Annotated in this window: 9 protein-coding genes and 1 riboswitch; of the genes, 4 read left to right on the forward strand and 5 right to left on the reverse strand. The window is 50.2% G+C overall.

Going from position 1 to position 12,409, the window contains the following annotated elements; all coding sequences use genetic code 11:
• The 4 genes from thiQ to sgrR all read right to left on the reverse strand — a co-directional run.
• The coding region (gene thiQ, locus RSC70_RS20550; RefSeq protein WP_332540581.1) for a thiamine ABC transporter ATP-binding protein ThiQ at nt 1–684 on the reverse strand (684 nt) is incomplete at its 3' end.
• Nucleotides 681–2,285: a thiamine/thiamine pyrophosphate ABC transporter permease ThiP gene (gene thiP, locus RSC70_RS20555; RefSeq protein ID WP_224451970.1), complete on the reverse strand. Its 1,605-nt coding sequence runs from the start codon at nt 2,283–2,285 to the stop codon at nt 681–683. The genes thiP and thiQ, both read right to left, overlap by 4 nt.
• Nucleotides 2,261–3,259, reverse strand: coding sequence for a thiamine ABC transporter substrate binding subunit (gene thiB / locus RSC70_RS20560; protein WP_008814616.1), 999 nt, complete (start codon nt 3,257–3,259; stop codon nt 2,261–2,263). Before thiB ends, thiP begins: the two co-directional genes overlap by 25 nt.
• Nucleotides 3,260–3,306: 47 nt before the next feature.
• Nucleotides 3,307–3,401, reverse strand: a riboswitch (TPP riboswitch).
• 185 nt (nt 3,402–3,586) lie between these two features.
• Nucleotides 3,587–5,305: an HTH-type transcriptional regulator SgrR gene (gene sgrR, locus RSC70_RS20565; protein ID WP_008814615.1), complete on the reverse strand. Its 1,719-nt coding sequence runs from the start codon at nt 5,303–5,305 to the stop codon at nt 3,587–3,589.
• A 225-nt stretch (nt 5,306–5,530) separates the two neighbouring features.
• Here sgrR and RSC70_RS20570 point away from each other — a divergent pair, with 225 nt between their 5' ends.
• Entirely contained in the window at nt 5,531–6,712 is a 1,182-nt protein-coding gene (locus RSC70_RS20570; RefSeq protein ID WP_039185762.1) for a sugar efflux transporter, read from the forward strand.
• 5 nt (nt 6,713–6,717) lie between these two features.
• Here the strand turns inward: RSC70_RS20570 and rtcR are convergent, their stop codons facing one another.
• Nucleotides 6,718–8,295, reverse strand: coding sequence for an RNA repair transcriptional activator RtcR (gene rtcR / locus RSC70_RS20575; RefSeq protein ID WP_332543453.1), 1,578 nt, complete (start codon nt 8,293–8,295; stop codon nt 6,718–6,720).
• 510 nt (nt 8,296–8,805) lie between these two features.
• On the opposite strand from rtcR, the gene RSC70_RS20580 reads away from it, so the two are divergent.
• The 3 genes from RSC70_RS20580 to RSC70_RS20590 form a co-directional block, all read left to right on the forward strand.
• Nucleotides 8,806–9,942, forward strand: a complete 1,137-nt coding sequence (locus tag RSC70_RS20580) for a slipin family protein (protein ID WP_096080334.1) — start codon at nt 8,806–8,808, stop codon at nt 9,940–9,942.
• A complete protein-coding gene (locus RSC70_RS20585; RefSeq protein WP_302796508.1) occupies nt 9,942–10,745 on the forward strand; it encodes a nucleotidyltransferase domain-containing protein in 804 nt (267 codons plus the stop codon). Before RSC70_RS20580 ends, RSC70_RS20585 begins: the two co-directional genes overlap by 1 nt.
• 193 nt (nt 10,746–10,938) lie before the next feature.
• A partial coding sequence (locus RSC70_RS20590) for a DASS family sodium-coupled anion symporter (protein ID WP_039185769.1) occupies nt 10,939–12,409 on the forward strand: 1,471 nt, incomplete at its 3' end.

Below are 12,409 nucleotides of genomic sequence, written 5' to 3' on the forward strand. Positions count from 1 at the left end.
TAGCGCCGCAGCCAGCGGATCTTTCCCATCGAGCAAATCTTGGGTGCTGCCGTCGTAGGCGAATCGTCCATCGGCGATCAGCAACGTGCGCGACGCAATGCGCGCGGCATCATCGAGGTTGTGCGAAACCATCAGCAGAGTGAGGTTTTGCTCTGAACACACCTGTTCCAACAGTTGCAGCATCTCGCCACGTAGCGCCGGATCGAGCGCGGAGAAGGGTTCATCGAGCAACAGGATGGGCTGATGACGCAGCAGACAGCGCGCCAGCGCTGCCCGTTGACGTTGTCCACCAGAAAGCTGGGACGGCAATCGGGGTAAACAATCGATAATTCCGACCCGCTGCGCAATCTCATGTAAGCGCTGTTTTTGAGTGCGGTTCAAACGTAATCCCGCATCAAGCCCTAATCCTAAATTTTGCTCAATGCTCAGATGAGAGAACAGATTATTCTCTTGAAATAACATAGATACGGGGCGCTTAGAGGGGGGCGTGTTGGTGTGATTGATACCATCAAGCATCACCGTGCCTTTGTCTGCCATGAGAAAACCCGCAATTAACGCCAGCAGAGTGCTTTTGCCTGCGCCGCTTGGCCCCAATATGGCAATCCGCTCTCCCGCAGAAACATCGAGTGAAAAACGCATCGGCTGATGCTCATAGAGATAAGTGAGATCGTTCAGCGTAATCATGATTTATCCCGCCCTGGAAGGCGTTCCAGCAGAGTGAAAAGTAAGAAACACAAGATCAATAATAACAGCGCGGTGACTGCACCATCTTGGCTGCGATAAGCCCCAATTTGCTGATAAAGGTAGAATGGCAGCGTACGGAATTGCTCATTGCCAAATAGTGCCACCACGCCAAAATCCCCCAAGGACAGAACGCAGGCGAACGCCATGGCTTGAGACAGCGGGCGCTTAAGCGCGCGTAGCTCAATCAGCCTGAGTCGGTTAATGCCTTGAATGCGCAGCGATAGACACAGCGGATTATAACGCTCAGCCAGATCGCGCATTGGATTTTCAAGCACTTTAAGCGCGTACGGGATGGCCATAAGGGCATTGGTTAGAATCACTAATCCGTAGGCGGACTGTGGAATGCCAATGGTATCCGTGAGCAGCAAAAAGAAGCCGGTGGCTAGCACAATGCCCGGCATCGCTAAAATCAGCATTCCGGTTAACTCCATGCCTTGCCCCAGCCAGCGTCGCTGGCGCAGCACCAGTTCACGACTGCTCCACAACAGCATCATGGTTAGCAACACGGCCAGCAAACCAGCGCCGAGTGCAATTTTTAACGATGTAAGCGTGGCCTGCCACAAAATAGGCTGGACGAGCACGCGGTTAACCGCCTGATTTAAGCCATCAGCAACCACGGCAAACAGCGGGGGCAGAATAAGCAGCAGGGCGCATAAAATTACGCTACCGTCGATCCAGCGAGCGAAGAGAGTGTCTTGCGGATTACGCCATTTGATGGCTCGTGTATGGCCGACGGGGAGAATACCGCTGAGTTTTTGGCTCAACATCACTAAGCCTAAACAGCAGAACAGTTGCAGCATGGCTAAAAGCGCAGCCCGGCTGAGGTCGTAGTCGTAGCTTAAGGCCTGATAAATAGCGAGTTCGATAGTCGTCGCCTGAGGGCCCCCGCCAAGAGACAGCACGGTGGCAAAGCTGGCGAAACATAACATAAAGATGAGCGCGCCAGCGGGCAGGATTTGGCGGCGCAGATAGGGCCATTCAACAAAACGGAACTGCTGCCAACTGCTCATGCCGAGTTGAGCGGCGAGCTGGCGTTGCTCTGTGGGGATATTCTCCAGCGCCTGTAGCAATAGGCGCGCCGCTAACGGCAGGTTAAAGAAGATATGCGCAAGCAAAATGCCCTGTAAACCATAAGGCGAGAATGCGTAATCAATCCCCAGCCATTGGCAAATTTGCGCCAGCCAGCCTTGCCTTCCATAAACACTGAGGATACCGAAGACCGCGACCAGTACCGGTAGCACCAGTGTCATGGCACAGAGCCGCAGCAATAGCTGCCTGCCGATGAATCGGCGACGGAACAGCGCCCGTGCGAGCAAGATGGCAGGGAATACGGAGCACATGGCGGACAGAAACGCCTGCCAAAAAGTAAAACGCACGACATGCCACAGGTAGTCATCTTGCCACAGGCTATGCCAATCCGACTCCGGAGCGTGACGCCAAAGGGCGCTAAACGCTGCCGTCGCCACGGCAATAATAGCAATGGCGGCGAACAGCCCTGGAAGTAGCCAGAATGGAATTAACGGCTGACGGCGGCTTGCCATGAGCGGATCCATGTTGCGCGGTTTTGAGCGACTTCGGCTGGGGTGAATTCGAGAGCCTTAGCGGGGACGTTTAACTGTTCAAAGCCCTGTGGAAGCGTCGTTTGGATAACCGGATACATCCAGTTTCCAGTAGGCATTTCATTCTGGAATGCCGGTGTTGTGATGAACTGCATAAATTTATGTGCCAGTTCTGGTTGTTTGCTGCCCGCAAGCTGCGCTGCAACTTCTACCTGCAGATAGTGCCCTTCGCTAAATTCAGCGGCGGCGTAGTTATCTTTTTTTTCTTCGATGATGTGATACGCCGGCGATGTGGTGTAACTCAAGACTAAATCGGCTTCGCCTTTAAGGAATAAACCGTACGCTTCGCTCCACCCCTTGGTGACCGTCACGGTTTTTTGCGCCAATTTTTGCCACGCCTGTGGCGCTTGGTCGCCATACACCTTTTGCATCCACAGCATCAGGCCAAGACCGGGTGTACTAGTGCGTGGATCTTGATAAATCACTTTCCATTTTTCAGGGCTTTCTATCAATTGCTTCAGGCTAGTTGGCGGATTTTTCAATGTGTTTTTGTTGTAAACGAAGGCAAAATAGCCATAGTCATAAGGCACAAATGTGTTATTCCGCCAGCCGCCAGGGACAGTGAGTGTCTGCGTATCAACGTTGCTAGGCACGAACAGCCCCGTTTTTTCCGCCGCCTGCACCAAGTTATTATCCAGCCCCAACACTACGTCGGCACTGCTCTTTTGGCCTTCCATTCGAATGCGGTTTAACACCGAAACGCCGTCTTCTAGCGCCACAAATTTCAGCTCGCAGCCACACTCTTTTTCAAAAGCGGCTTTCACTTTCGGGCCAGGCCCCCATTCCGCAGCAAAAGAGTCATAGGTATAAACCGTTAGAACCGGTTTATCGGCAGCGCTATGCACCGCAAAGGCCGTAGATATCAGCATCAAGGCAGGAATTATTCGTTTCAACACTTTGCACTCCGTGAGTTAAGTCAGGTCGCAAAGGTCTTTGAGCAAGCGTGGATACGCTCTCAAATCCCTCCGCCGGTATTATCCGGATCAGGTTCGACGGGTTTCTCTCAGCAAAAAACTGGTTGCGCCCGCGTTGATCCGATGTCGTGCGGTGCTCGTAATCCTCACATACTATTGTATGCTGCGGTTACTCCGCTCCGGCCTCCATCGGCTGAACGCTTGCTCACGGCGTTTTTAGATCGCCGATCCAACTCTGTTTTCTGCACCCCGTTGAGAACAGCGCGTTATTGTAAAGAGAGCATGTGTTATTAGAAAGGATTAATAACGTTATCGAGGTTTTTCACAGCCGGTAGAAACGGTTAATTCGTGAATATCGCTTTCGTTGGATTGCGCTGGAGGCGCGAACCATGCGGATTTGAAGTCGAACCAGCCGAGAGTGTTCATCCGGACACCGCGCATGCTGTGCTGCCCGTGGAGTTTGAGCCAGTGATGAAATAGGGGGTGAAGCTGATGCTCTTGCACTAGACGTTGGCTCCATTCCGCCATCGGCAGAGCGTTGTTACGCCACTGGCTGGCATCTTGCTGCAAATCGCCACTCAGGCAGTGCTGTAGCAGAGGCAATTCATACATCATCGAAAAAATCGAGAATTCGAGCGGCATGTAAAAGTTAGCACTACCCAGCCACAGATCGCTTTTTGCATCGCCTTCATACCAGCGGCTATAGCTGATTTCTTGCATCGTGAGCTCAACGCCATAGTCTGCAAGCAGCGGTTTTAATGCCAAAAATATTGCGTGAAACTCCGAGTGCTTGGTGTACACCGTCAGCGTGAGATGGGTCAGATGGGCCGGTTTCTCGTTATCGCTAATCAGTAGGTTGTGGTGCCAGCGAGGCAAAATGCCATACGCAGGTGACCAGTAGCGTTGATGGATCTTGCTCGCTTTATTCAGCAACGCGATAGGGTTGATGACCTGACACAGCCATTCACGCACTGCGGGGTCGGAGGTGATTGCTGAGCGCTGATCAAACAGCATGAAATAGCAGCCCTCTTCCAAACGACTTTCTAATTCATCTTTTCCGGTTTCATCGGACTGAAGCTGCACGCCTGCGTGCACCAGTTCTTCCGAAATTTCGGGTAACACCCAGATATTGACTTCATCGATTAGCGCGCGAAAACCAAAGTAGTCGTCATAGGCGCGGATTTTAAGCTGAGTCTGGGTATTACGTACCACCTGATAGGGCCCAGTCCCGATGGGGGAGCGAGTAAAATTGGGCAGTGATTTCCATTCGCGCGGTAGAATCATGGCGTTGACGCTGCCGAGTAGCCACGGTAGCCACTCATCTGGCGTGCTTATTTGAATATCAATAACGTACGGATTTGGGGAGGTAATGCTTTTCAGATGTGAAAACAGCGGTTGTTCCCGCAGTCGTTCAAGAGAGTGGATCACATCGGCCATTTCTAGCTCGCGTCCGTTATGAAAACGAATAGCGGGGCGTAGGTAAAAGCGCCAATGCAGCGGCGTTAAAGCCTGCCAGTGATGCGCTAGATCGGGCTCGAGTTCCCCGTTTTCCTCATTTAGCTGAGTGAGGCCGCTAAATATCTGTCGGGCCAAATGGGTTTCGGAGCGACGCATTGGCGTTCCCGGAAGCAAATTAAACAGCGGGCGATAGTAAAGAATACGCAGGATATGCTTACCCTGACGGAAGCTGCGTCCTAGCTGAGAGAGCAGCATTTGGCGCACTGAGCTGCGGTCGCCAACCAGTTGCACTAACTGCTCGATGTGATCTTGGTCTAACAGCTCTTCGGCGCGTAACTGCTGTACCTGAAGGCCAGTTGATTGGAAAGTGAGTGTGGAGCGTTTACCACGTCCAGACTCGGCCTGCCAATGTAACCATCCTTGTTGCTGCATAGCGTTGAGTAAGGTTCGCACATGACGACGCGAGCAACTGAGCGTTTCTGCCAGATCGGCTAGCGTGGTTTCCGCTGATTTGCCTTGAAAACTTTGCCATAAGCGGATGAATTGATGTTGTAAACGCGACGTCGCCATAAAAGAGGAACCTTTTTAGGTAAAGCTATCAATTTTTCTTTCCCTATATTACGCAGATAATTTCAGCAGATGAAAGAGAAAGAGGTGAGTAATCATTTGTCTCTCCGACATCAAAGAGTGTTTCTGAGTAATGGTGCTTTTCACCGACCAGCAGGTCTGCCTGCTGGTTTTTTTCTGTTATCGTACTGCCAGCCGTATTTGATAATGCCAGCTTAGGAAATCAGGATGACCTCTTTGTTGACTGCTCGCCGCCGAATTAATCCCATCTATGCCGCGTTTTTGATTGTTGCATTCTTAACCGGAATTGCGGGAGCGCTTCAGGCTCCTACGCTAAGTTTATTTTTAACGACTGAAGTGAAGGTGCGTCCCCTTTGGGTTGGCCTCTTTTATACGGTGAATGCGATTGTCGGGATTGCGGTGAGTTTCTTGCTAGCGAAGCGTTCCGATCGTCAGGGCGATCGTCGCAAACTGATCATGTTTTGTTGCGCAATGGCGGTGGGAAACTGCCTGTTGTTTGCGTTTTGTCGCAGTTATTTGTTGCTGATCTCCGCAGGCGTTTTCTTGGCAGCGCTGGCGAATACGGGAATGCCGCAGATTTTTGCCTTAGCGCGTGAATATGCCGACCGTTCAGCCAGCGAAGTTGTGATGTTTAGTTCGGTGATGCGAGCACAGCTCTCTTTGGCATGGGTGATTGGGCCGCCGCTTTCATTCATGTTGGCGCTGAATTACGGCTTCACTTTTATGTATTTGATTGCTGCTGCCGTGTTTATTCTTGCGATTGTGCTGGTGGCCTTTATGTTGCCATCAATGCCCCGCACAGAAACCACGGGTGAAGCCGTCGTTATTCCCACCAATGCGTTTGGCGACAAAAACGTGGTGATGCTGTTTATCTCCTCCATGCTGATGTGGACCTGCAATACCATGTATATCATTGATATGCCGTTGTATATCACGCAGGATCTTGGTCTGCCAGAAAATTTGGCAGGGCTCTTGATGGGGACTGCTGCGGGTTTAGAGATTCCCGCGATGATTCTAGCGGGTTACTACGTTAAACGTTTTGGTAAACGTAACATGATGCTGTTTGCCGTTGCCGCTGGGATCTTATTTTATGCCGGTTTGGTGTTGTTTAAATTCAAATTGGCATTGATGGTGTTGCAGTTGTTTAACGCGGTGTTCATCGGAATTATTGCCGGTATCGGCATGCTCTATTTTCAAGATTTAATGCCGGGTCGAGCGGGCAGTGCGACGACGCTATTCACCAACAGTATTTCGACCGGTGTGATTATGGCAGGGGTATTACAAGGCGCGCTGGCTGAAACATTAGGCCACTACGCGGTATATTGGCTAGCGACAGCGCTGGCGGTAGTGGCCTTGATCTTGTGCTCGAGAGTGCGAGATGTGCCCTAGGGCAGTTATTCTCCTTTGATGCTCTCCCAACTTAGCCCAAAACGCGCCAGATATTTACGTAGACGGTCGGCGTCATTGGGCTGTTTTTTCAATTGGCGTGATACGGAGAATAGCTTACGTCCTGCCTCGGATAAGCTGTCTGACGAGCGGCAGACGCTGATCACGCTGGCTAATTGGCTGCGATCGAACAGATCTAACTCGGGGAGATCGGGTAAAATTTCTGGCTGATCTTTTTGCCAGTTTTGTTGTAGCCGAGCGATTTCTTCTTGTACCAGTTCGTCATCAATACGCCCTGTATCCGCAAGTGTTGCCATACGGGTGACCGAAGCCGCTAGTTCACGGAAGTTTCCTCGCCATTCAGCCTGCTCGGAACAGGCAAATTGCAGATAGCATTGACGTGCTTCTTTATTGAAACTCACCTGTGCTTGCTGTTCTTGGCTATAGCGGTTGAGTTCAAAATCCAGATTCGGCTCTATATCTTCTCGCCGCTGCGCCAAGCTGGGGAGAGGAAAAGTCCACATATTGATGCGCGCATATAAATCCTCGCGAAAACGTCCTTGCTTGACCCATTGCCGCATATCGCGATGGGTGCCTGCAATGAGTTGAAAATTGCTGGAAACCTCTTTATCTGAGCCAAAAGGTAAAAACCTTTTTTCTTCGATTGCTTTGAGCAGCATGGCCTGTTCATCGAGTCCTAACTCTCCGATTTCGTCCAAAAACAGCACGCCGCCGTCGGCTTCTCGCAGCAGGCCGCTACGCGCCTGTAGCGCACCGGTAAATGCCCCTTTGATGTGACCAAACAAGGTCGACATCGCGTTGTCCCCGCGTAGCGTCGCACAGTTTACGGCCACAAATCGCCCGCTAACTTTGTGCCGTGATTGTCTCAACTGGTAAATACGCTGTGCCAAAAATGACTTACCCGCCCCGGTGGGGCCAGTCAGCAGAATAGGTGCCGTCGAACGTAAGGCAACGCGTTCAATCTGATCAATCAGCGTATTGAAGGTGGTATTACGAGTGGCAATTCCCGATTTCAAAAATGAAATTGAAGCCTGCTGCTCGCGCTGGAAGCGACGGGTTAATTTGCTATAGCGACTAAGGTCAAGATCGATAATGGAGTAAACACCGGCGGGAGTGGCCTCGGTTTTCTCTTGGCTTTTAGGCGCTGGCGAGGTTTGTAGCAGGCTGGCTGGGAAATAGCGGGCCTCCGCGAGCAGGAACCAGCAAATTTGTACCACATGGGTGCCGGTGGTGATGTGGATTAAATACTCTTCGTTATCGGTATCGAAAGGGTAATGGGTGGCAAAGTCGAGAAATGCAGTATAAACCTCTTCAAAATCCCACGGGTCGTGCAGATTAACTTGATGCAGGCAAACCTGAGTGCTGCCGAGCTGGGCAATATCATCGCTTACCTGCTGCGCCATGCCGAGAGCTCTTGGCTGATACAGAAGTTCGAGCCGGTCAATGGGCAAATCAGGCTGTTGGCACAGTCCTACCGTCGGTCGCCATTTATTCCAACGATTTGCTCGTTTACCGCGCTTATCCAGAACAGTGCCCAGCACACCAATAACGACTCTGCGCTTCATTGTTTATCCTAAATTATAAATGACGATATTTTAAGATAACTTTACACGCATTTGATTCAAGGTGATATCGCAAGTAATAAAAATAAATATCTTATTTTTCATGTGATTAATTTTTTATTTTGCTGTTTTTAAAAAATGGCACGCTTTTGGCAATATTTATAACGCCACTTGCTGGGGTCGTAGGGATTCTAAACTCCCACCGGCACATCAAGAACGCCAAGTTGCGTTATCTGCGATGTGTTCTGCCAGCGGTAGATGGCCTGGTTAACCTGGGTTCGAATCCCAGAACATCAAATATTCCTGATGGGTAGGAAATTTAGAAATTTATTGTAGTGCCAGCCCGTGTAGCCAAGCCGTTAATGGTTACCGTCGTAGAAAACCAGCTAACACGCTGGGCAGGTGGCAAGGTCTCGTTAGCGCGAGTATCGGCTAGAGAGTTCTCCCCACCCGCTTCGCGTCACTGCCCGTTTTCTAAGACAGCGGGCTAATTAATCACAAGGAAGAAAAAATATGCGTAAGAACATCATTATACAAAAAGGGCAGATCGGTTTACTGACGAAGAAAGGCGATTATCAGAAAGTACTCGAAGCGGGAGAATATCGCTTTTTTGACTGGACTAATCAGCTGGCAGTGACGGTGGTTAATCTTAGCGATAACAGAGTGGAGCCCGCACTGGCCGAACATTTACGCAGCTACCAGCCTGAGTGGGTTGAACGCTATTGCACCGCGGTGGATTTATCTGAACAAGAGATCGGCCTGCGCTATGAAAATGACATTTTACAGGAAATATTGCCACCGGGGACGCGTCGTCTTTATTGGTTGAATGGCAATCAGCAACGCATCGAACGAATTGAGGCTAATAATGTAGAAGTACCGTCAGAGATTGTGGCTGCGCTGCATCAACCGAAATTACGCAACCGTACGATTAAAGGTGGAGAAGGGGTGTTATTGGTGCAGGTGCCAGCGTGGCATGTCGGCATATTAAAAATTGATGGTGCAACACAGGCGTTGTTAAGCCCTGGTATTAGTGGATATTGGCGCTTCAACCATGCGGTGGAAGCCGAAATTGTTGATACCCGTTTGCAGGTGTTAGAAGTCAGCGGGCAAGAGATATTGACCCGTGACAAAGTGAATCTTCGGTTGAACTTAGCCGCTAACTGGCGCTACAGCGATGTGCTGCAATCATTTGCTTTGGTTGCTAAACCGCTGGAGCACATTTATCGCGAGTTGCAGTTCGCGCTGCGTGAGGCTGTTGGTACACGCACATTAGACGAGTTGCTGGAGAATAAGCAGATTATAGACGACATCGTGAGTGAGCAGGTGTCGCGGAAACTGGTTGGCTATGGCATTGAGGTCGTATCGCTAGGTGTTAAAGACATTGTTTTACCGGGTGATATGAAAACCATTTTGTCGCGTGTGGTTGAAGCGGAAAAATTGGCTCAGGCTAATGTGATCCGCCGTCGTGAAGAAACCTCTGCGACGCGATCGTTATTAAATACGGCGAAAGTCATGGAAAACAACCCCGTGGCGCTGCGCCTAAAAGAGTTAGAAACGTTGGAAAGAGTCGCAGAGCGTATCGATAAAATATCCGTGTTTGGTGGATTAGATCAGGTGCTAAACGGGCTTATACAAATTAAAGGGGTGTAATGTTACCTATGGAACTCAGAACTTCATGCGGCGTAAGCGCCGCAATGCGGATGCGTATTCAACAGACGCTGTGTGCGTTGGAAGAGGAATATCAGATACGCATATTGTACGCCTGTGAATCAGGCAGCCGAGGCTGGGGATTTGCTTCAACGGACAGTGATTATGATGTGCGCTTTATTTACGTTCATCGACCAGAATGGTATCTGCGAGTTGAGCCCGGTCGTGATGTGATAGAAATGCCAATTGACGATGAGTTAGACGTGTGTGGCTGGGAGCTACGTAAAACGTTGGGGTTGATAAAACGCTCGAACCCAACGTTGATGGAATGGCTGGATTCCCCGATTGTTTATCGCAATGAGGAAAGGGCGACCGCTGCATTAAGAGCATTGTTGCCCGATTACTTCTCTGGCTTACGTGGGCGTTATCACTATTTGTCGATGGCGCGGAAAAACTTTCGTGGGTATCTGCAAGGTGAAGAAGTTCGCTTGAAAAAATACTTCTATGTGTTGCGGCCATTGCTGGCGGTGCGTTGGATTGAAGCAGGTAAAGGTGTTCCGCCTATGCGTTTCGAGCAATTAGTGGCTGGTACTGTCGATGACGCTGATTTATTGGATGAAATAGCGCAATTATTGCATGCAAAATGTGAAGCCAGCGAAGCTAAGTATGGGCCTCGGATGAAGAAGATCCATGAGTTCATTCAATATGAGCTGGATGACAATCTTTCTCGTTGTGAAGTGGTAGACAATGTTGCATGTAGTGATGATGTTTTGAACCGATTGCTGTTTCAGGAGGTTAATTGTTAAGTTGAGCAGTAAGCGCAGATGAGGATAACTGTGCTTACTGATTTTTGGATAAACCACTGTCATACACCCAATCGCATGCACATGGCCCGTGCGCAGTGAGCCTATAAAACGTATGATGTAAGGTGCAAAACCTAACTACGCTTGCCTGTCTCGCTTTGAGATACCGACTCACTTTGGAAGAGTTGATGACAATATGGGTAAATTAACACCGCTTAAACCTATACCTTCGCTGATCTCCATCGCTATCGCATTGATTATCTGGTTCGTGATCCCTGTGCCTGAGGGCGTTAGTCCAAATGCATGGCACTTGCTTGCGCTATTCGTGGGCACCATTGCAGCCATTATTGGTAAAGCGATGCCGATTGGTGCCGTGTCCATTATTGCTATTGCGCTGGTGGCCGTTACACAAGTCACGAATCCGGGTAAGCCCACCGCTGCGCTGGACGATGCGCTCAGTGGTTTTTCAAATCAGCTGATTTGGCTGATCGGGATTTCCATCATGATTTCCCTGAGCCTCAATAAAACGGGGCTGGGGGCACGCATTGGTTATTACTTTATTTCGCTGTTTGGCAAAAAAACGCTGGGCATTGCCTATGCGTTGGCGCTTGCTGAAACAACGTTAGCGCCGGTTACGCCAAGTAATACCGCGCGCGGTGGGGGGATCATCCACCCCATAATGAAGTCGATTGCCGATAGTTTTGGCTCGAAGCCGGAGCCGGGCTCAACGGAGAAAATTGGTCGCTATTTATCGTTAGTGAACTACAACATCAACCCCGTAACGTCGGCGATGTTTATCACCGCGACTGCGCCCAACCCGTTAATTGTGAATCTTTTACTGAAAGGAACGGATTCGACCTTTGAGCTGACATGGTCGATGTGGGCAATTGCTGCATTGGTACCGGGCATTATTTCTCTGCTGGTGATGCCGTTAATTGTTTACTGGCTGTATCCACCGGAGATTAAAAGCACGCCTGATGCGCCGCGATTTGCCAAAGATAAACTGCGCGATCTGGGGCCGATTTCGCTGGCGGAAAAAATTACCCTAGGGGTATTCGCGCTGTTGCTCTTCCTGTGGGCAGGAATCCCGGCTTTCCTATTGGGGAGTGACTGGACGGTAAATCCAACCACCGCAGCATTTATCGGATTGTCTATTCTGTTGGCCAGCGGTGTTTTGAGTTGGGATGACGTGCTCAAGCACAAAGGTGCTTGGGATACGGTAGTGTGGTTTGCCGCGCTTGTGATGATGGCGACCTATCTGGGAAAATTAGGGCTGATTAGTTGGCTCTCCCAAACGGTCGGTGGTGCGATTTCTCATCTTGGCATGGGCTGGATTGGCGGGATGATTTTGCTGACGTTGGTGTACGTCTATTCGCACTATTTCTTTGCCAGTACTACTGCGCACATCACCGCTATGTTCGCCGCGTTCTTTGCCGCAGGATTGGCGCTGGGCGCACCGCCTGCGCTGCTGGGTCTGGTATTAGCATTTTCCTCCTCGCTGATGATGTCATTAACCCACTATGGTACAGGGACGGCGCCTATTATTTTTGGTTCTGGGTATGTGACGCTGGGGGAATGGTGGAAAACCGGTTTTGTCCTTAGTGTAATTAACCTGCTGATTTGGATGGTGATTGGGAGTTTGTGGTGGAAGTGGTTGGGGTATTGGT

Origin of the sequence: Hafnia sp. (assembly GCF_036648275.1) — a bacterium.
GTDB lineage: Bacteria > Pseudomonadota > Gammaproteobacteria > Enterobacterales > Enterobacteriaceae > Hafnia > Hafnia alvei.